This is a genomic window from Pseudomonas sp. LB-090624 (assembly GCF_003205205.1).
Lineage (GTDB): Bacteria > Pseudomonadota > Gammaproteobacteria > Pseudomonadales > Pseudomonadaceae > Aquipseudomonas.
Map to the genome: position 1 here is coordinate 144,067 of NZ_QJRL01000008.1, position 24,119 is coordinate 168,185.

General features: G+C 58.4%; 13 protein-coding genes. 4 read left to right on the top strand and 9 right to left on the bottom strand.

Annotated features, from left to right (window positions below; genetic code table 11):
- Positions 1-10 precede the first annotated feature (10 nt).
- From DMX11_RS11035 to DMX11_RS11045, 3 genes are all read left to right on the top strand, one after another.
- Positions 11-5,200 carry an RHS repeat domain-containing protein gene (locus DMX11_RS11035; protein ID WP_110744564.1) on the top strand — a complete coding sequence of 1,730 codons (5,190 nt, stop codon included), beginning with the start codon at positions 11-13 and terminating at the stop codon, positions 5,198-5,200.
- Between the two features lie 229 nt (positions 5,201-5,429).
- Positions 5,430-7,937: a fimbria/pilus outer membrane usher protein gene (locus DMX11_RS11040; protein WP_110744565.1), complete on the top strand. Its 2,508-nt coding sequence runs from the start codon at positions 5,430-5,432 to the stop codon at positions 7,935-7,937.
- A 42-nt stretch (positions 7,938-7,979) separates the two neighbouring features.
- Positions 7,980-9,044, top strand: coding sequence for a fimbrial protein (locus DMX11_RS11045; protein ID WP_110744566.1), 1,065 nt, complete (start codon positions 7,980-7,982; stop codon positions 9,042-9,044).
- 67 nt (positions 9,045-9,111) lie between these two features.
- On the opposite strand, the gene DMX11_RS11050 is transcribed toward DMX11_RS11045, so the two are convergent.
- The 9 genes from DMX11_RS11050 to vasI all read right to left on the bottom strand — a co-directional run bounded on the left by DMX11_RS11050 (position 9,112) and on the right by vasI (position 23,285).
- The gene (locus tag DMX11_RS11050) at positions 9,112-13,689 is read right to left on the bottom strand and encodes an NEL-type E3 ubiquitin ligase domain-containing protein (RefSeq protein WP_110744567.1); all 4,578 of its coding nucleotides are present in this window, start codon (positions 13,687-13,689) and stop codon (positions 9,112-9,114) included.
- A gap of 144 nt (positions 13,690-13,833) precedes the next feature.
- Positions 13,834-15,336: a glycosyltransferase family 39 protein gene (locus DMX11_RS11055; protein ID WP_110744568.1), complete on the bottom strand. Its 1,503-nt coding sequence runs from the start codon at positions 15,334-15,336 to the stop codon at positions 13,834-13,836.
- On the bottom strand, positions 15,336-16,301 hold the full coding sequence (locus DMX11_RS11060; RefSeq protein WP_110744569.1) for a glycosyltransferase family 2 protein: 966 nt from the start codon (positions 16,299-16,301) through the stop codon (positions 15,336-15,338). The genes DMX11_RS11055 and DMX11_RS11060 overlap by 1 nt, the downstream gene beginning before the upstream one ends.
- Positions 16,286-16,654 (bottom strand): GtrA family protein, encoded by a 369-nt coding sequence (locus tag DMX11_RS11065; RefSeq protein ID WP_110744570.1) that lies wholly within the window; start codon positions 16,652-16,654, stop codon positions 16,286-16,288. Before DMX11_RS11065 ends, DMX11_RS11060 begins: the two co-directional genes overlap by 16 nt.
- Positions 16,655-16,904: 250 nt before the next feature.
- Positions 16,905-17,519 carry a hypothetical protein gene (locus tag DMX11_RS11070; RefSeq protein WP_146230353.1) on the bottom strand — a complete coding sequence of 205 codons (615 nt, stop codon included), beginning with the start codon at positions 17,517-17,519 and terminating at the stop codon, positions 16,905-16,907.
- The gene (locus tag DMX11_RS25975) at positions 17,488-17,625 is read right to left on the bottom strand and encodes a hypothetical protein (protein ID WP_158286174.1); all 138 of its coding nucleotides are present in this window, start codon (positions 17,623-17,625) and stop codon (positions 17,488-17,490) included. The genes DMX11_RS11070 and DMX11_RS25975 overlap by 32 nt, the downstream gene beginning before the upstream one ends.
- Positions 17,626-17,644: 19 nt before the next feature.
- Complete coding sequence (gene tssM, locus DMX11_RS11075; protein ID WP_110744572.1) at positions 17,645-21,253, bottom strand: type VI secretion system membrane subunit TssM; 3,609 nt, start codon at positions 21,251-21,253, stop codon at positions 17,645-17,647.
- An 8-nt stretch (positions 21,254-21,261) separates the two neighbouring features.
- On the bottom strand, positions 21,262-22,713 hold the full coding sequence (gene tssA, locus DMX11_RS11080) for a type VI secretion system protein TssA (protein ID WP_110744573.1): 1,452 nt from the start codon (positions 22,711-22,713) through the stop codon (positions 21,262-21,264).
- Entirely contained in the window at positions 22,701-23,285 is a 585-nt protein-coding gene (gene vasI, locus DMX11_RS11085) for a type VI secretion system-associated protein VasI (protein ID WP_256590589.1), read from the bottom strand. Before vasI ends, tssA begins: the two co-directional genes overlap by 13 nt.
- Positions 23,286-23,610: 325 nt before the next feature.
- On the opposite strand from vasI, the gene tssB reads away from it, so the two are divergent.
- Positions 23,611-24,114, top strand: a complete 504-nt coding sequence (gene tssB, locus DMX11_RS11090) for a type VI secretion system contractile sheath small subunit (RefSeq protein ID WP_110744574.1) — start codon at positions 23,611-23,613, stop codon at positions 24,112-24,114.
- Positions 24,115-24,119: the final 5 nt, after the last annotated feature.

Consider the following 24,119-nt stretch of genomic DNA (forward strand, 5'->3'; position numbering starts at 1 on the left):
CTAAACTACCATGATCGCTACCTCATCCGCACACTCCAATGCGTTCAACTTTCTCGGTTTCATGCAAGGCGAAGTTGATCCGCGTACCGGCCAGTACACATTGGGCATCGAACTGCCCAAAATAGTCGCCAACAACCTGATCGGCCCTAATTTCCCCGTTACACTGAACTTCAGCCCGTTGCAAGATGAAGACCACGGCTATGGATCAGGCTGGAGCATCAACCTCAGCCGCTATGATGTCAGTCGTCGGGCCTTGTCGCTCATCAGCGGTGACAGCTATCGTGTGACCGACGTCACATCCAAACCTGCTATTATTGATGAGCAGAAACTGGTGAGTTTCGAGTTCTACAAAGACGACGAATCCAACTACCGCGTCGTTCATCGCTCGGGCATGATTGAACACCTGCGCACCTACTCTGAAAATGGCAAGCAAATTGCGCTGCCGCATCGAATCTATTCCTCGGCTGGGCACTGGGTCGAACTCACCTACGAGGCCATACCTGCAAACAGAAATTACCGGTGCCTAAGCGAAGTTCACGATGCAACGGGCAAGCGCCTGTTATGGGTGGAATACCAGAGCGTCGACCGCTACAGCATCCATTTGTATCCGGACGATAACGCCAGCACCTATGTGGTCTCACTCAAAGCACGCGACGTCAGCGAGGTCTTGCTACCCGATGACGGCGGTGCGAAATGGCGTTTCGGCTATCTCAAAGATGCCTCTACCCAGAACATGCAGTGCTTGGAGACCATACACACGCCTAGCGGCAGCTTCGAACACCTTAGCTATGACAATGCAGGCCACCTAATGCCCGAAGGTAGCCCCCTGACCAGGCTGCCCAGGGTCGAAAAACATGTGGTGAACCCGGGTTTCGAACAGCCTGAAATGGTGACCCATTACAGCTACTCCGCAGAAAATTTCATGGGCGGAAATAGCAACATGCCTTGGACGGAGGGGGAAGATACACTCTTCAAGCTACCAGGGGCTTATACCTACAGCTCCTCGCAACGACATGAAGTAGGTGGTGAGCTGGTTCGAAAGGTCACTCGCATTTACAACCGCTACCATCTGATGACCAAAGAGATTACCGAGGAGTTCGGCCGGGTCGCTCAGCCAGTAGCGCCGCTGGATGGCACAGCCGCAGAGCCGAAGGACGACTGGCACATCCGTGAGACCGAGACCTCATACCACGAAAACCCGAACCTCGAGTTCGCCCTGCAGCCTCGGTACTACCAGGCGCCTAAGTTCGTGGTCGAGCGCTGGAAGCTAAAGGACGATCCCACTCAGCTGCGCCAGGAAGTCACCACAACTCTGTACGATGACCACGGCAATCAGACCCTGGAGCTACAGCCTGACGGCGTTTTTACCGTCAGCGAATACTACGAGGCCGGGGGGCAGGATGGCTGCCCTGCAGACCCGCTTGGCTTCAAGCGCAGCCTCGCCCAGCGCACGGTGTACCCATCGGGGACCCAGCCACCCTCCTGGGTCCCGCCCGAGGACATGCCCGCCACCGTCCCCGCGCCAGTGCCGGTCGAAAGTGGCGCACCGATAATGACCACGTATCTGCGCTATCAGCTGTTCGACAGGCTGACCGAAGACAGCCGTCTTGTCAGTGCACCGAGCCAATACCTGGTTGAAGAGAGCATCACTGAGTGCAGCGGCCTGGGGGACGACGAGCAACTGCTGGAGCGGACCACGCTGGGTTACCACCATGCGCCAGACCAACCGGCGCTGCACGGCCGTCAAATCACTGAAGAAAAAATCCTGTACAACCCCCAGGCCAAAGGCTTGCTGGCCAGCGAGGAAAAAGTTTCCACACGCTGGAGCTACCCGGGCGCGACCACGAAAAAACGTGAGGCACCGCTTGAAATCAAAGAAACCGTAACCTGCAGAGGCGTGCAAAAAAGCTTTGTACGCTCGGTTTCCAGCCTGACAGGCCAAACGCTGATGGAGCAAGATGTCCACGGTGTAGCCATCGAGTACGAGTATGACGCGCTGCAACGGGTGATCAAACAAACCCTCGCTGCGGGTAGCCCGAATGCGTCCGTTCGCTCGTATAGCTATCGCTTGGTGGCCGCCGAGGGCCAGCAGGCCGGGATGACGGTAACCGACCCCTCCAACGTGGTCACCCATACCTTTTACGATGGTCTCAACCGCACCGTCAGGCAGACACGCCAAACCGAAAATGCAGAGCAGCCCCAGCTGGTTTACGAGGCAATGCATGACACGTTGGGGCAGTTGATCCGCGATACTACCTATGACTACCATCCTCGCCTCAAGGGCGGCATGCTGGCCATCGATACCCACTACAGCTATGACGCCTGGGGCGAGCTTTGCGAAACCCTGAATGCTGACGGCACCCGACACCACACTGCCTTTTCCCCGTTTGGCGCCCAGGGCGACATGGTCGCCAGCTGGGTTACCAACCCCAACCAGCCGGAGCTGCGCCAGCATTTCACCCTGACCCAAAGCAATTTAAAGGACAAACCGTGGCAGATAGAGCGATTTGATGCCAACCGCAAACAAGTCGGGCGTCAGAACTTCTTTTACGATGGCGTAGGCCAGAGCACCCGTGAAGAGCAGCGGATTCGAGACCCGGAAGGCAACAACGAAACACTGACGGTCAGCAAATACCAGTACGATGAGTACGGCCGCATGACGTACACCGAACGACCAGACGGCACTGCGATGAGCAGAACATTTGCGCCGCACAGCCGCAATGAACTGGTCGAAACGGTGTATGTGCACGAGAAACGCAAAGGTAAACGAACGCTGGCTGCGGGCGTGTTGGCCTATGCGCGTACGTTCGATGGGCAAGAGCGCATGCTGAGCTTCAGTGACGGTAAACGCACGGAACACTACGAGTACAAAGACAAGGCTGGCAACGACAGCGAGCAGCAACTGGCCAGCAAACGTATCACTCAAAGCAAGCGAGAATTCAACTTCACCTACGACCCCACCCGTTCCCTGCAACCCACTTCCATCACGGTAGGGCAGAACAAGCCGACCGCTTATGAATACGGACGTCATTCCCCTGCCATCAACCGTGCCGTCAACGACCATGGCACGCGTACCTATGACTACACCGACCAAGGCTATCTGCGACAGGAGACCTGGGACGACGCGCAGGCTGCCAAGCAGTATGTTTGCACGCATACCACCTCGCTGCAGGGCCGACAGTTACTGCGCGAGAGCAGTGATAACATCACGACTGAACACGGTTACGATGACATCGGCCGCCTTAGCTGGACCACCCAGGGCAACCTGCGCTCAGACTTCGAGTACAACGATGATGGGCGGCTGAAACTGACCAAAACCCAAGACCTGAAAACCTTGCATCGTGTCGACTGCGAGCAGGTCTACGATAGCCATGGCCAGGAGATCGACCGCATTCTGAGCCGCTACAATGATCAGCTCAAAACGACTGAACACCGTGTTAGCCAAATCTGGCGTAACGATGGCCTGCTCCATAGCCGCACGCTGTACCACGAGGGTGAACTGCAGCTCACGGAATTTTTCGACTACGATCCACGCAAACGGCTTGAGTCGTATTGGTGCGAGGGTAAGCAGGACGCGTTCCCCCGCAACGCCAAAGGGGACCCGATCGAAGAGCAAGTGTTCACTTACGATGATCTGGATAACCTGGTGAAATGCGAAACCTGGTTCCCCGATACCCCTAAGCATACCGCCACGTATCGCTGTGAAGGCTTCCAGTTGATGCAGGTGACGCATTCTCCCCCTGGCTACCTGCCCGACCGCGGGATTAGCTACGATGATGATGGCAACATGCTCAACGACGAAGCCGGCAACCAGCTCGTCTATGACGACCATGGCCGCCTCGCACAAGTATTGAGCGAGGGTGGCGACACGCTGTTCAGTTACCGCTACGACGGCCACGATCACCTTGTAGGCGTGCGCGACGGCAATGGTGCAGAGGTGCTGCGCCGCTATCAAAACGACCGTTTGCACACCACAATCGACAACGATGTACGGACCGAGTACTTGTATGAGGGCAGCCGCCCACTGGGCTTGCAATCGAGCAACGACAGCGATGGTAGTCGCCTGCTACTGACCAATATGAGCAACAGCGTGCTGGGTGAGAGCACAAAGGACACGGTGTGCGAAGCCCGTTACAGCGCTTATGGCGACAACGGCAAAGAAGACCCTGACAACGCACTGCATGGCTTGTTGGCCTTCAACGGCGAGGCGCGTGAACGCGCCTTGGGCTGGTACCTGCTGGGGCGAGGTTACCGCGCCTATAACCCGCAACTGATGCGCTTCCACAGCCCGGACTCGATGCCACCCGAGATCGCGGGTATCAACCCCTATCAATACTGCCTTGGCGACCCGGTGAACTGGCGCGATCCCAGCGGCCACGCGAGCTACAGGGCACCTTCGGACGGACCGGCGATCGGGTTCAGGAAGAGGAAAGGTCCCAGTAAAACCGGGGCGTGGATTCAGTTAGGCGTTGGTATCGCTACCGCGCTGTTTAGCGCCATCCCATTTGTGGGGGGCGTGATGAAAGTCGCGTCTACGGTTGGGCTCATGGCGGCGTCGATGACTACGAAGGTATGGATGGCCGTGGGCGCTGTAGGGGTGGCTGCCATGGCTACGGGCCTTGGACTTCAGACTATGGCTATTTTCGAGAAGAACCAAGCAAAACAAACGTTGTATCAGTCGATCGGTGGCGCGCTCCTCCTTCTAGGTGGGATAGCCGCCGGTGCCTCGGGGTATAAGGGGTGGTCATACGCGAAAGCTGAAAAAGCAAAGAAAGCAGCTAATGCAGCTACCGCAGACGCAGATGCCAGCCCTGCGGCGGGCGCTGATACAGGCGCTATTGCCAGCGAAATTGATGCGGCTAAAAGCATGGCAGAAGCGGCGAGCGCAAAAGCCAACGAAGCACTGAGGAAAGTTGACAACTTCGTGCAGCAGCCGGGCCCTCAAGGTGAAATTGGCCCACCCGGCCCAGCTGGACCAGTTGGACCAGCTGGAGAGCGAGGCGCCCGGGGGAGCTCCGCTTCCGACTTACACATAAAGAAGGTGCTGATTGACGTGCTAAGAAGTCATGGCTTTACATCAACCCCCTCTGGGGGATCGGAAAATCGTGCTAGTACTTTTACGCCAATAGTCACGAGTTCCGGGTTGTCTTCTGATGGCGCTCGTGCACTAGCACAAAGCATCAAGAACAGAAACAACTAGAACTGATTGATCCCCGTCTGCCTCGCAAGAGGCAGACGGCTTATAGTTTCATGGACTAATCCCGTCCCCGCTCAGAACCCTCCTACATACCGTTCCCACTCCTCTCTCTACCCTCCTCACATCGCCTGACTCACCGCCCAAGCCTGGGAGTCTGGTCAACACAACACGCCTCCTGCCCTGAGCACTCGGCAGCGACGCGGCCACCTCCGACATCATTCGAGACATCCTCATGCTACGCGCCAAACGGCGTCGGCAGCCGCCGTCGCGCCTTCGTTTCGCACGTTTGCTGGCCTTGGGTGGCAGCTGTCTGCTGCCGGCTGCACAGGCCAACGAACCCGATCTGACATTCCACAGTGGTTTCCTGCGCCAGTCCCCTGGCCAGGCGCATGGCAGTGCCGAGTTGGCCCTGCAGGCCCTGGCGGCCCACCGGCCGATGACTGCCGGGCGCTACACCGTGCAGGTGCGGGTGAACCTGACCCACGCCGGTGACTATACCCTCGATTTCCAGGAGCATGGCCCAGACCAAGGGCTGTTACCCTGCCTGGGCCCAGAGCTGATGGCCGAACTGGGCCTGCGGCTGGACCGCCTGGCTACCCCCATGGCGCCCAACCAGCAGTGCCTTGACCTGGCCGCCCAATTGCCCGGTGCCCAGGTCGAGTTCGACAACAGCCAGCTGCAACTCGACATCGCCATCCCCCAAGCGGCGTTACGCCGCGACGCAGCAGGCAACGTGGCGCCAGAACGCTGGGACCAGGGCATCAACGCCGGCTTTGTCAACTACCAAGCCTCCGCCATGCACAGCAGCCAGAAAGGTGGCCCAGGCCGCAGCCAGCAGGACCTGTACCTGAACAGCGGGCTGAACATTGGCGGCTGGCGCCTGCGCAGCAACCAGAGCCTGCGCGAGGATGAACACGGACAACGGCGCTGGACCCGCAGCAATACCTATGCCCAAACCGACCTTCCCGGCACCTGGGGCACGCTGACCCTTGGCGAAACCTTCAGCAATGGCGAGGTTTTTCGCAGCCTGCCGCTCAAAGGTGTGCAACTGGCCTCGGACCTGGGCATGCTACCTGATGTGTTACAAAGCTACGCCCCGGTTATCCGTGGGGTCGCTCAAACCCGCGCCAAGCTTGAAGTACTGCACAATGGCTACCCGATCTACAGCACCTACGTCGCGGCTGGCCCCTATGAAATCGATGACCTGGGCATTGGCGGCGGCAGCGGCGAGCTGGAGATCGTGCTTACCGAAGCCGACGGGCAGGTACGTCGCTTTCTACAGCCTTACTCCAGCCTGGGCAGCTTGCTGCGCGAAGGCGTATGGCGCTACAGCGCAGCGTTCGGGCGCTACAACGCCATCAACGGGCAGGACAAGCCGCAACTGTGGCAGGCCACCCTGGCACGCGGGCTGGGTTGGAAAACAACGCTGTACACTGGCGCGCAAGGTGGCGAGCATTACCGGGCCGGGCTGTTGGGACTGGGTCGCGACTTCGGCCCCGTTGGCGCTGTATCGCTGGACATCACCCACGCCACCAGTGACGTAGGTCAAGCCTTGGGCACCGTGACTGGGCAGAGCTTTGCCGCACGCTACGGCAAAACGTTCCAGACCCGCACCAACCTGCGCTTCGCCGGCTACCGCTATTCCACCGAAGGCTACCGTGACTTCGATGAAGCGATAGCTCAACGCAATGTCGACAGCCATTACAGGGGTAACCGCCGCAGCCGCGTAGAAGCCTCGGTACAGCAGCCACTGGGTTCACGCAGCTCCCTGAGCCTGAACCTGACCCAGGACGACTACTGGAACAGCAACCGGCAGCGCCGGCAGTACCAGTTTCAACTCAATACACAGCATCGTGGCATCAGCTACAACCTTTTCGCCTCGCAGTCACTTGGCCGCAGCAACTTCGACGATCGCATGGTTGGCCTTAGCGTCACGATTCCATTGAACCTGGGCAACAGCAGCAGTGCCACCTTCGATGTGCAACAACGCGGCGGTCGTCACAACGAACGCGCCAGCCTCAGCGGCAGCGACCTGGACAACCGTTTGGGCTACCAGGCAGCTGTCAGTCGCGATGACCAGGGCCGCAACAACCTGGAGCTCTCGGCGAATTACCGAAGTGCCTATGCCAGTTATGGCGCGGGACTCAGCGAAAGCAGTGACCGCCGCACGCTCTCTGTCAACGCCAGCGGCGGCCTGCTGGCCCATGAGGGCGGCATCACCTTGACGCCCTACCTGGGTGAAACCACTGCCTTGGTCCAAGTGCCTTCTATTGCGGGGGTGGGCGTGGAAAACGCCCCTGGCGCGCGCACCGATGCCAGCGGATATGTCGTGGCACCGCATCTGCGCCCGTACCGGGTAAACCAGTTGAACCTGCTTACCGACCAACTTGGCCCAGAGGTCGAGGTAGAAAACGGCACCCAACAGGTCGTACCGCGCCGCGGCGCCATCGTCAAGGCCACCTTCCCCGCACGGCAAGTCACCCGCCTGATACTCACTTTGCAGGACAGCCGCGGGCAACCGTTGCCATTTGGCACGCAGGTCAGCGACGCGCAAGGCAATAGCCTGGCGATCGTCGGCCAGGGTGGTCAGGCGCTGATCGCCACCGGCACAGATCCGCAAACCCTGAACGTGCGCTGGGGCAAGGCTGATGACCAAGCGTGTCGGTTACCTATCGCCCCGGCGCAGATGGAGCTTCGCCAAGGCTACCGCTCGCAGACGCTCACCTGCCCACCCCTTTGAACACATCGCCCCAACACTGGCGCTTCACCTACGGATTTTCCCATGCCCGCAATCAGACACCTCTGCACGGCCTTCGCCATGCTCGCTTTCGCCGGTCAGGCGTATGCCGCGCCCAGCTGCACCTGGGATAGCACAGCCGGCCCGCTGAGTTACTACATAGACCTTGGCGCGCCGTGGGTAGCCCGGGACGCCCCCATCGGCACCCTCATCGGCACGGTGCAAACGTTCGCCACACCCGAGGTGACCGAGCGTAAAATCCGCTGCATCAATGACGGCACCGGCACATTAACCTTCCAGGCGTCGCCCACCGGCGCCCTGTACCCTGGGCCCCTGCCTCAGGTAGGTCCCTGGGACGTCAATGGCAAGGTGATCGAAACCGGGATAAAGGGGGTAGGCCTGTATATCCGCTTGGGCTTCCCTTTCAACGGAGGTGGTAGCAATTCATTCACACCGACAGATGACGTCGCTATCCCCTATACGGGTGAGAATAACCGGTACTCAGGCGTAACCCCCCTGCAGATCAAAGAACTTTACAGCACCATGGCGCTGATCAAGACCGGACCGATCCCTACCGGGCGGCAATTCTTCAGGGGCCAGATGGTCCGTAGCCAAATAAGCTTTCTTGGCGATGCACTGAACATTCATGTCAGCGGCGTAGTGCAGCAAGCACAATGCACCCTGTTGGCGAACCCGGTCAGCGCCGACCCGGTGCAACTGGGAACCTATACCCTCGCAGATTTCACGGGGCCCGGCAGCTACACCGATGCGAAGGACTTCTACGTCACCCTCAGCGATTGCAGAGACGACCCAGCCGGCGGTATCGCCAGCGCCTATATTCGCCTGGAAGGGGCAAAAGGGTCGGTGCCCTTGGAGCCAGTACAGGGCGTGTTCAGCCTGGACAACAAGCCGGGTAGCGCAACGGGTATAGGCATCCAGCTACTGCGTAGTACCGGTAGCCCGATGCCCCTTCAGCAGGATGAAGCGGTCACGCCACTGGTTGTCGACAAGACCGTGTTGCATTTCAAGGCGCGCTACTATCAGACAGCGCCAACGGTGACCGCAGGGTCGGCCAACGGGGCGCTGGACTTCACCATGACCTACCGATAAATGACCTTGCGTGGGCACCGGAAGTGCCCACCATGACGAAAGAACATCGGTAACCCGCGCCTCCCAGTCAACTTGCAGAGGTACCCGATGGCTGGGGTAGCTTGGCATCGTCAGTACCACGGGGGGCGTCATTTGCCTCCAGCATTGGCACGGTCAACTCCCGCATCAGCTGACGCCGTGCAGCCTCACGCTCGTCTCGAACGCGGTTCATCGCTTCCAAGCGCTCACCGTCCAAAAAGCTCCGCTCATCCATCAGCGCCGCCAGGCGGTTGTGGAAAGGCGCATCAAGCGCATCAAGCTGCTCCCCATGCGTGCGCTGTAGATAGCGCTGCCAGAAGGCTCTCTCCACCATCGAGGCCGCAACGCTTACTGAGGATTCAGCTTCCTGGACCTGCGCCAGTGCAGCCGCCGTTCGTCGCTCGTCTACACCTGAAATCTCACCAAACAGCATGTCGCTGGGTTGCGCAGGCAGATCCAGTGCATCACGCAATGACAGTCGATAGGCTAGACCCACCTCAACTTCGTCCGGGTTACCGCCTGCCTCACGCCTGGCTCGGATATCTTCTAATGCTATGCGATCAACCTGATCCAGGCGCCACAGCTGTCTTCCCAAGTGCAACAAACCATCCGCCTGATGGTCAGAACTCTGCTGCGCCTGCCATACCAACATACGCACCTCCAGATTACTGAAGCACAGCGCCGCATCGTCCTGGCAATTGACTTCAGTCACCCCGGAGAACACCTCCTCCCGCAAGCTGGACCATTCAGCCACAGCCTCAACCATCGTACATACACGGTCAGCCAATGCCCGCGGTGCTCGATGAAACTCCGCTGAGCGTAAAAGTGTCGCGAGCATCGCCAAGAATTCACTGGCACCAGGGTCACTTTGCAAACTGTCCCACCTCAGCGAGAACTCGCCGCGTCGTGCCCTTTGACAAGCATCCAGCCATTGCCGCCTTGAGTCCGACGGTTCAACCGTAAACGCCTCTCCCATTGCACTTACCGGTCCCTGCGAAGCGTCCCAGCGCTGAGACTCCACCTCGGTCAACGGGTTTCCTCTTATCAAAATGCTGCGCCGAACCCAGCCGGGAGCCAGGTAGAACGCTTCGGGTATCGCAGTTATTTGGTTATCACGAAAATCAGCGAGCAACAGATCCGGACGACTCACCAGCGCATTCGGAAAATCGCTGATGCCCGTACTGCGCATATGCAAATGGCGCAACCGGCTCAAGCCACTGACAGAAAAAACACGCCCCAATGGATTGAAAGACAAGTTGACATACCCTAACGATTCGCAGCACGACAAAATCGTCGCCTGCCCCGCATCCAAGGTAATCTGGTTACGAAACAAGTCCAGGCTACGCAAAGACCTTATCTGCATGAGAGAAGGAGGCAACCGGGTCAATTGGTTGCCAGGCAGCTCTAATGTTCGCAGATTCGGGAATGCCTGTATAAAGCGCTCTGGCAACGAAGTCAGCCCCAGCTCGAATAACGCCAACTCGGTGAGGTGACTGAAACTGACCCCCTCGGGGAGTTCAGGGATTGTTGGCAAGGACAAATTGAAAACACTCCACCGGTAGTTCTGCTCCTGCCCCGTCGCAGATCTTGAGAAGGAAAGACGTCGCTGCCAGCACGCTCTCAACGCCTCCCTGAACTCTTGCCTGGCGTTGCGCTCAGCCCCCAACGGGGCTTGCATCTGCCACTGGTAGAGCTCTGTGCCCAATAACTGCAACTCCCTCCCCAGCCTGGCAAGCTCTGCTTCAAGATTTAGACCCGATGCCTGGATGTCCGCTATCCAGGCATCAGCCTGCGCCGCTGAGAACGAGGGGTATATGGCACGAACCATGGCGATCAACGCTTGCGGCCTTCGTCCTTGCGAGCTCCCTGCAGCTCCACGCCCACTCAGCGGGTAACCCATACGTCCATCGCTCAACCGACGAACAGGCTTGAACCAGGCATTGGCATCGTGCTGTGGTGCAAACAGGTTCTCGACTTCCTGCCGCCGCAGTTGAATCTGCCTGCCTAACAAAACCCGAAGATGGTGTGCGCAGGGGTCTGCGATACCCAGTTGCTGCCGCTGCTCTACGCTATAAGCAGCGGACATGGTTTCGAATAACTCTCCGGGAGTGCCTACGGCATTACCCTGGTCATCCAGCAACTGGAACTTCCCGGCACGGTGAAGCAAGCCTCGTGGCTGGCTGCCCAGTTCACCCTCCGTCAAGACGATATCGGCACCACTGCCGGTGTCGAGCAAGCGCCAGCGAATCCCTGCTGCAGGGTTGGGTAGGTGTTTCAACATCGCCACCGCAACGCGTGCTGTATCCGCGTTCTGGGGAGACTCGATCAGGAATGCTTCAATCACTCGCGCAACGCGAATACGCTGCACGCTAAGCCGCGCAGCCTCGGACAGTCGCAAAGCAATGCGGGTGCCGCTCTCGACCAATCGTTGGTCGGCCACGCTGGCAGCACGCAACAGCCCCCTTGCTGCAGCCCCGTGCAAACTTGTGAACGCCCGGCGAAGAAACGCCACGCCCGGTGAGTCTCTCTCTTGCGCACCGTCGTACAAGCGCTGGAACAATTCACGACGGCGAACCGAAATCCGATCGGCCAAGTCAGCACCATGGAGTGTGGTGCTTTCCAACAAGCGCTGTGCCTGCTCCACCAGCACCTGATCGGCTACCTGGGCACCCTCCCGCAGATCACGAATGGCGCCCTGAATCCGCTGGTCGATCTTGATGCGCAATACCGTGTCCATGAGCTCAGGATCTACCCGTTGACCATAGACATGCACAGCGCGTAGGTGATCCGCGCTCATACCATCCGCCGCCAAGGCATGTGCTATGTGTTCATCCTCCAGTGTTTGGGCATCACCTCCCAAACGTCGGAACATCGCAAAGGTATCGTCCCATTGAGCAGGCTGCTCACTCCACAAGCGCCAGGCACCGGCGCCGTTGTGGCACAACAACGGTGCGTGTCCATGCTGCGCAACCAACTTCCACTCACCCGTCGACGCCTGCTGCGCAACAGCGTAGAACCCATCATCCAGCTTGATCCATGCATGCTCCCCTACGCGGTAGATCCCCTGACTATCGCGAACCGCCCCTACACCAGGCGCCGCGCGACGAAACGACGACAGGTCCTGGTTCCACAGTTTGACAGTACCGTCTTCAAGGTGGGCAGGCACCAGTTCGTCTACCACTGTTGCCCCTTGCCATAGACGCCGCGTCAACAAGAGACCCGCCGATGTCACCGCAGCCGCTGCAACATCGCCCCCTACATTGATCAGGTGACGTAGGGCCTCGTTATCATCACCCTCGCGCCAGGCTTCCATGCCATGGTAAACCTCACCCAGCAACTTCCACGCCGTAACCGCGAGCAACCCCGCACCAATGATGGGTACGAACAGCCCCGCCAAATTCAGCAGTGTCCACCCCTCTGCAGCCAGGCGCCGGTTATGCGCAACTTCTACCTCCCGGTCCAGTTTCGCTACAGGGACAGCGATCATGGCCGCGTCATCTTTGATCTGCTCAATACGTGCCATCGCCAGTGTGTTGAACAACGGCATTCGGTACGGCTCGAGCTCTTCATCCAGATCGTAATTGGCCGTCATCACCAGGTCTGAATAGGCCGGAATGATCTCGCCGTAGAAGGCTTGGCTATCGCGCCTGCGCACAAAGCGACTGAAGAACTGTTGATAGCCAGGGTCGCGCAACCGTCGGCCCAAGGCATTCGCGAATTTGCGCAAACTCGCGAATGCACACCAGGCACCGTGGTCATCGCCCGGGATATGCACCAGCACCCGCTTTATCGTATTGCGAATCAGGCCTTCATCCATAACCGCAAGCACCACGACCTGCTGTATCGTGAAGCCCAACAGTTGGAGACGGTTAGCGACGACAAGATCACCCTTCAGTCGCCCCAGCGTGTTGTCGGTACAAAGGCTTACGATGAGTTGAAGCTCGGCCTGCGTCAGTTGTCCTTTCAGCTTGGCCTGGTAAGCGTCGACCAATAGCGCCTCTCGATGAGCCTCTGCCAATAACCGTGGAGCACCTGCCAGATCGTCGAAACTGGCAGTGGGCTGAAGCACTTCGTCCAGATGACGCTGGTATTGCCCGCCAAGATCTATCTGACGGCAGAACCGTGCAAACTGGTCGGCACTGGGGGGCGTAACACTCCCCTGTCGACGGTTCTGCAAGCGGTTTCCCCTGGGCTGGGCACCCTCCCGGGTTCTATCCGAAGAACACTCTGCCTCAGTGAAATTTCGCAGGGCTGCCTCCACAAGTGGTATCGGCTCATACTCCACCTCTGTAAGGTGCGCGCCTACGGGTACCGTATTGATCACCACTTGCCGATTGCCAACCAGCATTTCCCAGCGGCGTACCTGATACTCATGCCCGAACTGCACCAGCATCTGCGACTCCAGAAGCGAGGTTGCAAACGTGTCGATCCCTTGGATGCGTGCCATTAACCTGGACAGGTTACGGCGCGTCTCCAGGCTGCGCTGCATCGCCCTGCCCAGCTGCTGCAGTTCCTGCTGTGACGCTGCCTTCAGCCAGTCTGGCAGGCGCTTGGCAATGAGGTTGTCTTGGTAAGCTTGCGCTAGAACAAGGGGGTCAGGAGCAGTCGTTGCTTGATCTGTCTGCATGGCATAAGCCCGATGGATGATTGGGCAATCAACCTATCGAGGCCCAGAGATCAGAAGCTCTAAACATGTAATACCTGTTTGAGCCCTTCTGCCGCGCGCATGACTCAAGCACTTGGCTGCAACGGGCACAGGCATCTGAATCGCTCAGTCGCGGCTTGCCGATTGATCGGGCATCGCGAACAGTAGTGCTCGCGAATCGCCTTTGCTGATCGCAGCCAGGCTGATCCAGTTCCGCATCATCGTACGTTCGATCTCCGTCACAGGGCCGCTGGTGACCCACCAGACTCTTTTGTAACGGTGCTCCAGTGTTCGCGGGTCATTGACCACCCGTTGTGCAACGCGCGGATACAATGCAGTGGCAGGATCGGTGTAGTAAGGTTTGTAGACCAGCGGTGGGGTACCAGTCTTGTTGTAGAAATCAATGGTCAATGACCAGACTCTGTCATCGGCGAGCAGTGCATCACCTTGCAGCCATCGTGAGTTGACCTGAGCCATGACAGCGTCGAGCCGGTTGTCGACCCATTCACCGCCGCCCCGCAGATTAAATTGCCGACAGTATAGATTTACCATGCCTGTCGCTTCGAAGAACACGCAAAGAACCAGTAACAGCACACGCCAGCTCTGACGGAGTTCAGCCAGTGCACTGGCCAGCAGAATGGGTAAGCCCAGCAAGGCAAACAGCAGATAACGCTCCATGAACAATGGTTTCACCGAGGACACCAACCAGGTCACCAACACCGGGATGAAACAGTAGATGACGAGCATTGATCCGGGTCGGGACAATGCGCGGTCCCGCCACCAGAGGCGCGTTGCGCTAGCAAGCAGAATCAACGTAAAGGCCATCGCCAGCAAACTGGCGCCTGCCATGTCCGTGTCTAACGCGAATGCTCGCAAAAAAGCAAGCGGCACCGTCATCGGTGTCGCTGTGGCTATCCACGCTATCAGATTGGGGCGACCGATCTGCTCGATCAATGTGGGTAGCCAGGGCAGAAAGGCCAATGCAATCCCCACGTTGTAGATCCACCAAGGCCTGGACCAGATGAGCAATCGCCCGTTCTGCCCCCTGGCCAACAGTACATACAACCAAAAGGACAATGCACACAGTACCGCAAAGTAGTGTGTGTACAATCCCGCGACCATCAACAGGCTATACGCGAGCAAGTATCGATGCCGCTGCCGCTGCCCCCAAAGCAGTAGCGCATATAGGGCCGAAAGCATGAGCAAGCCGAGTAGCGAGTACATGCGGATTTCCTGGCTGTAGTAGACCCCAATAGGGAAAACCGCCAAGAGCAAACCCGCCTTTGCACAAGTACGCCAGCAAGCAAACTGATGTGCGATCCGCATCCCCATGGCGACAGTGGCAACACCTGTCACAGCACTCAGACTACGAACGGCCACAACACCATCACCAAAACAGTCCATCCAGACATGCAATATCAGGTAGTACAAAGGGGGATGCACATCGCGCGCGGTAAACAGGATGACTTGCGTTGGGGACATTCTGGACAGCCACACACTGTAGGCTTCATCGAACCAGACGACCTGCAGTTCAATCTGGTAAAGCCTGACCGCGAGCGCAAGGAGCAAAATGCAAACGACTGCTAACGCGTGGGTAATGGATTTACGCTCGATTTCTAGGCGTATCATCAATCTTCCTTCAAAGGATGACGAGCCTTTTGCGACGTGCGCCCCCCCCCTGCCATACCTTTGACTACATATCGCGGCCGGTGCTTGGACTCCATATAAATACGCCCAATGTACTCGCCCAATACACCGATGCCGATCAATTGCACACCACCCAGAAACAAGATGGCTGTCATCAGCGAGGGATATCCCGGCACCGGGTTACCGAAGAGCCATTTGTCGATAACCTGCCAGGCCGCTGAAGCCAGCGCGAGCAAGGCGATGGTGCCTCCCACGTACGTCCAGATTCGCAAGGGCACGGTACTGAAGGAGGTGATCCCGTCCAGAGCCAGATTCCACAGTTTCCAACCGTTGAAACGGCTTCTTCCTGCCGTTCGCGAAGAACGCTCGTACTCGACCACTGCGGTCCTGAACCCTGGCCATGACAGCATGCCTTTCATGAAAAGTTGCTGTTCGGGCATCGACTTGATTACGTCCACGACTTGACGGTCAAGCAAGCGGAAGTCACCGACATTCTCCTCGATACGAATCTGCGATATGCGATTCAACAGGAAGTAGAAAATCGCCGCCGTATATTGCTTCCAGTAACTGTCACATGAGCGATCACGGCGTTTGGCAAGTACGACATCGAAACCCGCCCGCCATTGTTTTATCAGCTGTGGAATGACCTCGATCGGGTCCTGCAGGTCGACGTCGATTGGAATGACGGCATCGCCGCTGGCCTGATCCAGCCCGGCGAACAACGCGGCCTCCTTGCCGAAGTTACGTGACAGGTCAATCAGCGCAACATCGGGGTCCCCTGCGATCAGTTGGCGAATCTGCCGTTCAGTTCCATCCTGGCTGCCGTCATTGATGAAAATCAGTTCGACCTGATCAGCCTCATTGGCAAGCGCCCGGCGCACCGCGTCATAGAACGGCCTGATCGCCTTCTCTTCATTGAACACCGGCACGATCAGCGAAATATGCATCCGCGCTTCTCGATGAAGACCCAACGCGAGAACAAGAAGCCCAGCACCAAGCTGAGCAAAGAGAACAGCGTTACCGTGAACATTGGCTGCCAATCCAAACGGTCGCCGAGATAGCCCAATGCCACGGCGAGGCTGCCCATCCCACCCACGAACCTCAGGTAGCGTGGCAGAGACACGGAGGCCTTGAAGGTGAACCTCGCATTGGCCAGAAACGAAAATGACAGCGCCATGATGAAGGCGACCAGATTGCTCACAGCCTGATGGTTGCCAGTCATCAGCATCGCGATGAATACTGCAACATGGATGGCAGTGTTGAAGACGCCCACAAGCACGTACTTGAAGAACGCAGCCATGGATCAGACCTTTACGTTTTGACTAAAGGTCAACATAGATAAAGCCAATGAGATGCACCACTGGCAAAAATATCAGTTGACGCTGCGGGTCAGCGCGCGATCGAGGGAGCTTCCGGGATACCCATGGATCCTGATAGCTTTGACTGAAACGAAAAAAGACGCCGAAGCGTCTTTTTTGAGCGACTTACAGACTTCCGTGGAACTCTGCACATCGATATTTGGAGCGGGAAACGAGACACTTACTAAGCATCTATCCCTCTGAAAAGACTAGCTTTTTCAAGCAAGCACAGTCCTTGTGGATCATCTCCCCCGTCGCACTCGGGCTCACGAAGGCCGGCCTCACCCACACCATGCGATCCTGCAGCCGTCGAATGTGCCCACGGCGCAGGTGCCCTCTGGGCGACGCGTGATGACCTCCCATGGACGCAGCACCACTTCGTGGCGCCTCGACCTGAAGCACGCGGTAATTGAAAAAGGGTGTCTTGCCTTTGGCCTTGCGCTTCATGTTCAGCAGGGCGATACAGGCCAAGGTTCGTTCATAGCCAAGCTCTTCACAGCAATGATCGAACTTTTCGGGCATCAGAATTGTGGGCGCGATGTTGAATTTGCGCATCTTGGAACGGGTTGGATCGACCTCCAGCATCCAGTCACTCGCTAATCGCTCCACCAATGTCGCTTCCTCCGGAATATAGTCCGCCACCTCATTCTGATGCGGAATGAACACCCCACCGATGGGCAGCGTCAAGCGACTCGTGGCGTCTTCCCAATACAATGAGTAAACCACCCCACCACTCTGTTCCTCTTTAAGAAATTTCTCGGTGTCAGGTAACATCTCAGCCAGCTCCGGCCCCATGGTGATGGGCATGCAGGATGCCGGGCATATCCTTGCGCACGGTGCGCATTTCCGACTCCAATTGCTCGATGGCCTGCGTACAGTAGTTCAGCGGTTTCACTCGCTCTTCCGTTTGCATGAGCTACTCCTCGAATCGCTTATAGACTGGCCTGAGTGGTTGGCGTCAGCTTGTGCGACTGCTGCAACAACCCACGCGGTAACTTGAAACCCTTGAACGGTTCTTGGGTAATGGGGTTAAAGGCCTTCTCAGCGCTTAGCCGGTAGCGCATCACGCCATCCCCGGTCCTGAAGCTCAGGTCCACACTGGTAGCCGTCCGCCCATTGAGCGAACCGCGGCTGAGCAAGCGGAACATCGACCACGGCCCTCTGTACTCCAGGCTGCTGCTATTGCCGTTCTGCCTGAGCAAGGTCAGGTTGCTACGCACCTGCTGCCCCAAAGTATTGGGCCAGACGATGCCAGTGATCTGGCGTGGGCCATGGGTGTAGGAAATCAACTGACCGTCCAGGTCCAACAAGCTTGTGCGTTGGTTGGCACTCAGCCCCAGCGGTTCGATGCTGAACTGCACGCTCAGGTTGCCGCGCTGATCGAAGAACGTTTCGCGGATGCGATCTGCCCGCTCCAGCTGTTCGATCACGTCGCTGCGAATCAACGAGTGGCCTTGCTGGCCGGCCTGCAGGGCTTCAAGGTTGTCCTTCAGGAAGACCTTGAGGTACTGATCGTTGAACTGCTGCAGTCGCCCCTTCGGCCCGAAGAATGCCTCGAAGTCGTCCAGGGACGCGTCGGGCGCCCTGGCTACAAAGGGATAGCGCCCAGCCAGTCGCTGCTGGAAGAAGCTGTACACCTCGGCATCCCAGCGCCGCTCCAGCTCGCGCAGGGCTTCGATGTTGAGCACTTGTGCCGTTTGATCGGCCAATTTCCTGACTTGGTGGTTGATCGGCTCTGGCAAGCCGGTAGAGACTCGCTGCAAGGTGCCAATTGGATCCTGACCCGTCATCGAGAAACGTTGATGCACAACCTGGAGTGCAGCTTTACCTCTGTCGGGGCTGTCCTGCACCGCCTTGGCGTAGTCATGCACGGCGGTAATGGCGCCAAGGGTTTCATCGTAGTAGCTGGGCTTCTCCCCGGTTGCCCGCAACATGGCGCTCAGCCCTGCAAAGGCACGCTGGATGGCCCAGGCCTGCTGTTGCTCTGGCTTACTGCCTTTGGGCAATACCGCTTTGGCTTCGTCCCCGGCGTCGACAGCTTCAGTCGATGAAAGCGAGGTATTGTCCTTCACCGTATCCAGCAGCCGATACAGCGGCGCCGCAGGCCCGGTCAACTGCTGCAGGATCGTGACGCCATGGTCCAGGTCGCGGAAGTCAGCTACAGAGAAGGCGCTCAAGGCACGGCGCCAACTGTCGATGAAATCGGCGCTATACAAGTTGCGCAGCCGCTCGCTCAGCGCCTCCCGATCCGCATCCGAGTAATCGAGCTGGCTGCGCTCACCCAGCGCCCATTGGTCGATCATCGCCATATCGGCGAAGCTCTGGCTGCGTGGTTCGAAATACTCCTTGAAGCCTTTTGCCGTGAGCATCGGCGCTAACCGGACATCATCGCCAACTCTGGTCCCCATGGACGGCTGATACACCACGTCGAAGGCCGGCCCGACCTGATGACGCAAGTCCAGCCCGGTGTGCAATTGCTCCCCCGCTTGCTGTTTGAGGCCGGCATAAACCCGCTCGGCTAACGGGACCTTGCGCAAAGCCTCCTGCACCACGGCGATACGCTGGTTGTACTGCGGCAGGTCGGCATCGGCATAGGCCAAGGCGTATTTCAGGTGCCGCATGAGGTCGCGTTGCAGTTGGCCCTGGCCTGGAAATTTCTGCTGCCACTGGCGAGCCATCCACTCTTCAACCCATTCGGGTCGCCGGTTCTGACGGTCTTCCAGCATGCGGTAAACCCTGAGGGCGGCCATTTGCTGTTCACTGCCTGGTGGCGCTGCATCCATGGCATCGATCACGCCACTGGCCAAGGCTGGCAAGAATCGCTTGGAGAGCAAGCTGAGGTAGGCCTCATCGACACGCGGGCCGATGGCACGGCCCTGATACAGGCCAAAATCGGAAACACCCGGCCACGCAGCGCGATAGTCGCCAAATACCGATACCGCATCGCGGATTTGGTCCAGGGGCTGCAGCAGGTTGCGACCAGTCGGGTCCAGGCGCTGATCCACTTCGTGATGGCTGTACTCCCGGCTTTTAGCTAGCACGTTGGCGGCCTTGGCGCCATTGATATCGGAGTAGCGTTGCCAGCTGGCGATGGCGACACAAAAAGCCAGAATGCCTACCCCGGAACCGACCCATAGCAACTGACGCTTGCTACGCGACACTTTGATGTTGTCCCCGGCAAGCCCGGCTTCCTTATAGATGACACGCCCGAAGGCATGCTGGATGAAGTAGGCGAGCGCCTTGCCTTGCGCCTTACCCTCAAGCAACGGAAGCTCTGTCTTGTACGGCTGGGCTGCCTCGCGCACGAATGCGTTGAACATGTCACCTTGCTGGATGACCGAGGACAAGTACACACCCCGCACCAAGGCGGGCGTGGTGTAGCGATCACTTGCCAGCGCTTCTTTCAAGAAACCCAGCAATATCGGGCGCAAACCGATCAACTGGGCATGCAATGAGAACAAGCGCGCGCGCTGCGGGGCACTGTTCAAGGTATCGAGGCGATCCACCACCTGCTCAAACAGCTGGCTGATCAACTGCTCGTAGTGATCGCCATATTCTTCCAGCCAGGCGTCGAACGTGCCGACCGCAACCAGCTTGAACGTGAAGCCGAGCATTTTTTCACGCATGGCAACGGAAAGGCCGGCATAGAGCTGGTCGAAACCGTCCAGAAGATCGAATTTGGTCAGCACCACATACAGCGGCAGGCGCGAGCCCAACTGACTGCTGACCTCGTAAAGGCGAGTGCGCAACACCTGTGCCAACGCAACACGCTGTTCAGGCGTGCCATGCAGCAGCGCAGGTAGGTCAACGACCAGCAACAGGCCGTTGAGTGCTCTCTGGCTGCGGTTGCGCAACAGCCAATCCAACAGGTGCTGCCACAGCCTGGCAGGGGTTGCAGGCGGCACCTGCTGTGAACTTGGATCGTCGGCGAGCGAGCCAGCCAGCGATTCCTGCCTGATGAAGGCCCCTGGCGGATCGATGATCACCGCATCATCGCTGACCCACCAGCCTATGGGGAAAGCCAGCGCCTGCGGTTGTCTGCCCCGCGCCTGCACCTTGTCGATCCGGGTCAGCGAAAAGCTCTGTTCCGTGCGGTCGATGAAGCTGGACTTGCCAGCATGCTCGTCGCCAACCACCAGGTACCAGGGCAATCGGTACAAGGCCCGTCGCCCTCCTGCACTGTCAAGAAATCGCGAGAGCCCTTGGTCCAAGGCCCTCTCTTGTGCCCGAACCAACGGCAAAACGCTGTCCAACTCAGCGGCCACCGCCTGCTTGCGCTCTGCCTGCAAGCGAACGTAGCGCCTGCGCAGCACAACCAGCCAGCACAGCAGCGGCACCAGCACGAGTACCAGGCTGGCCAGACTGCGATGCGCCATGCTGGCCAGCGGCTGCTGTTCACGCCACGTCCACTGCGGCCCGAGCCACCAGATGGCGACCAGCATCAGCACGGTACCCAACACAAGCAGCAGCGGCATGGCCAGGCCGATCCGGGTCACCAGGGGCAGACCCCAACGTTTCAATAGTTTCCATAGTTGATTCATGGAGGGTTCTAGTCCTTGTTTTGATCGACCAATGCATGGGGGGAGGCATACTGTTGCAGTCGTTGAAAAACTTCCGGCTCCCACACACTGGCCGTGGTTTGCTGCATGGTCCGGGCGACACTGGCGCACAGGTCCTGGGCCAGCCAGGGGACGCCGCGTGCGGCCAGCAGATCAGCTGCGATGACGGTGGTGTGGCAACGATCACGAGGGGAGCGAAGGTCTGCCTGCATGGCCTGTAGCCTGAGCAAAACCGGCTCTACCCCACCGGTTTCCAACTGACTGACGAGCTCTTCGCGCAAGCCCACGAACTCGTGGGCCGTTCCGGCTTGCGCCTGCTCACCTGTGCCCTTGAGCCAAGCCATGCATTGATCGTCCAGGAACGCCCTGCCATCGCTGAAGCACAACGGCTGCAGCGCGGGCATGCGCTGGATGAACCGGGCAGTAGTGGCGCGGATTGCCTCGGCCACCTCAGCCATCGCCAGCTGTGTCGCCGCCGTGGCCGCGAGGAAGCTGCCGCGTATCCAGAAAGGGCAAGCCGTTACACTCTTTTCAATCCGCTGGAGCAACGCAGCATCGATCGCGGTGCCGGCAATGGCCTCTTCATAATCACTGGCGATATCCAGCGGCACGGCCATCAGTTCAGTACGGTTGCCCTGCTTGGTTTGAGGTGCCGCCTGGATGTGAGCCCACAAGCCGAACCGACGTAATTGGTAACCCGTCGGGTCGTAGGGGTCTTGTTGATTGATCATCTCGGCCATGGCCAGCAGGGCCCGGCGTGATTCACGTTCATTGCCTAAGGACACGCGAGGCATTGGCGTGGCGATAACCTCGGCCAGGGGTGCAGGCTTGCTGCTCGTCGCAGAGGCCTTGGCGGTGGCTAGCTCGCCCATGCCGCTGGCAAGCTCCGTGTGTTTGCCAAGCAAGCGCTCAAGCTCGCCCAGAAGAACTTCATCCAACTGTGCTGTAGCTCGCTGCTGTTGCAGCCGTTGCAATGCCTCCAGGGCTGCCGTTGCGTGAGTGGGGCTGTACGTGAAGCGATCCAGGCGTGGCAGGGCTTCGATCAAACGGCTGAGCATCAGGGCAACCAGCTTGCGCTTGCCGAGGAAGCCTTTTGGGCCGGGTTTCGGGTGTGAGCTTTCCCAGTACCGTTCGACCACGCCCCCCAGCAGTGCAAGGGTAAAAACCCAGCGTTCCCAACATCGGCTGCGCAACCAGGCGGCACTCAGGTGCGCGGCAATGCGCAGATGCTTGCACTGCTCACTCAAGTACTGACGAGACGCTTCTTCAATGTAGGCCCAATCGATGGAAGACTCTTGCAGCCCGCCCAGCTTGACCATTTCCTGGTCGATGGCCTGATAGGTTTCGTCCTCCACATCGAATAGGCCAGCCGGTGCCTGCGCATCGATGGGTGCGAGCAACCGTGCAATTTCCTGCGCGTTGACCTCCGCTACCAGCGACATGCTTTGCGTGCCTCGCCTATAAGCGGGTCCAGGCCTTGAGCATCGAAGACCAGCCCATCAATGGATGGATTGTCGCTCTGCACCTGAATACGGTGAGCTCCTGTCAGCTGCTTGATCTGCTCGATGCCCGGCAAGCCTCTTCCGCCGTCGAGCACCTGGCCGTTCTCAGTCACCTGCCAGGCAGTGGGGACCGTCGCCCCGCGGTCACCCTGCAACCGGACCGTTACCCGTCCGGCATCGATGGGCTGCGCAGTGACCAGTTGCAACCTGGAGATGTTCTGCACACAGCTGATTACTAGGTAGGGATGCGGTGCGTCCGAAGCGACAGCGGGCGCAGAGATCATCAGCCCCTCGTATTCCCGCGCGAGCCGAAACGTCAGGTCTTCGGGATTTCGCTCTGCTTCATGAGCCAGCACGCGACGCACCGTAGGTGAGTCCTGCTCCGGCGCCGACCACTGTTGTCGATTCTGTGTGTACCCCGGCGTACCCGCTGCCTGATCAAAGCATGCCAAACGCTCGATATTGGAAGCGATCCGCGGACAGTCCCGGGGTTCACGCGCTAAGGCAGGCACTGAAAAAAACAGCAGTAAAAGCCCAATAGTCCACCCACAACTAATCAATCGACCACCCCAACTTCACGATTCAATAGCACATATGAACTAGCCGTCAGCCAGCCTCCTGAAACAGCAAAAAAGGCTAGTACACAAAAACACTACAATACAAGCAATTATTTTGTTACATATTCTAGCTCGACGCACACCAATAACTAAGCGCATGGTTTTTACACAGCAAACAACGCGAAATAAATTTCGCCTGTTTAATATTCGTTTAAAACAACCCACCAACTTGTAGGACGCGTCCTACATATAACTCAATCACCAAGCAGGATATATAGCCATGTCTAAATCCTCAGGCTCTGTCGCGCCCAAAGAGCGCATCAACATCAAGTACGTACCCGCGACCGGTGATGAACAGGCCGAAGTAGAGCTGCCGCACAAGATGTTGGTGCTGGGCGATTTCGGTCTGGATGACACCCGTGCGCTGGAAGACCGATCGGTCATGCGCATCGATAAACACACCTTCAACAATGTGTTGAATGACGCCGACGTCAGCTTGGCCATGTCCGTGCCCTCCATGCTCAGCGCGACAGCGGACGCGGAGCTGGCGGTCAACCTGCAGTTCAGGTCGATCAACGACTTCGGACCAGACGGCATCGCGCGCCAAATACCCGAGTTGAACAAGCTATTGCAGCTGCGCGAAGCACTGGTGGCCCTGAAAGGCCCGCTGGGCAACGTGCCCGCTTTCCGCAAGCAATTGCAGCACCTGCTGAGCAATGAACAGGCCCGCAAACAACTCGCCGAAGAATTGAACCTGGTGCTTGAGGCACCAAAAGAAGACTGAGACAA

What these genes read in the sequence shown, in the direction of transcription:
- tssB (WP_110744574.1), top strand. Translation starts at nt 23,611, where the DNA reads ATGTCTAAATCCTCAGGCTCTGTCGCGCCCAAAGAGCGCATCAACATC.
- DMX11_RS11060 (WP_110744569.1), bottom strand. Translation starts at nt 16,301, where the DNA reads ATGCATATTTCGCTGATCGTGCCGGTGTTCAATGAAGAGAAGGCGATC.
- tssA (WP_110744573.1), bottom strand. Translation starts at nt 22,713, where the DNA reads ATGTCGCTGGTAGCGGAGGTCAACGCGCAGGAAATTGCACGGTTGCTC.
- DMX11_RS25975 (WP_158286174.1), bottom strand. Translation starts at nt 17,625, where the DNA reads ATGCAAACGGAAGAGCGAGTGAAACCGCTGAACTACTGTACGCAGGCC.
- tssM (WP_110744572.1), bottom strand. Translation starts at nt 21,253, where the DNA reads ATGAATCAACTATGGAAACTATTGAAACGTTGGGGTCTGCCCCTGGTG.
- DMX11_RS11055 (WP_110744568.1), bottom strand. Translation starts at nt 15,336, where the DNA reads ATGATACGCCTAGAAATCGAGCGTAAATCCATTACCCACGCGTTAGCA.
- DMX11_RS11035 (WP_110744564.1), top strand. Translation starts at nt 11, where the DNA reads ATGATCGCTACCTCATCCGCACACTCCAATGCGTTCAACTTTCTCGGT.
- DMX11_RS11045 (WP_110744566.1), top strand. Translation starts at nt 7,980, where the DNA reads ATGCCCGCAATCAGACACCTCTGCACGGCCTTCGCCATGCTCGCTTTC.
- DMX11_RS11070 (WP_146230353.1), bottom strand. Translation starts at nt 17,519, where the DNA reads ATGCCCATCACCATGGGGCCGGAGCTGGCTGAGATGTTACCTGACACC.
- DMX11_RS11065 (WP_110744570.1), bottom strand. Translation starts at nt 16,654, where the DNA reads ATGGCTGCGTTCTTCAAGTACGTGCTTGTGGGCGTCTTCAACACTGCC.
- DMX11_RS11050 (WP_110744567.1), bottom strand. Translation starts at nt 13,689, where the DNA reads ATGCAGACAGATCAAGCAACGACTGCTCCTGACCCCCTTGTTCTAGCG.
- DMX11_RS11040 (WP_110744565.1), top strand. Translation starts at nt 5,430, where the DNA reads ATGCTACGCGCCAAACGGCGTCGGCAGCCGCCGTCGCGCCTTCGTTTC.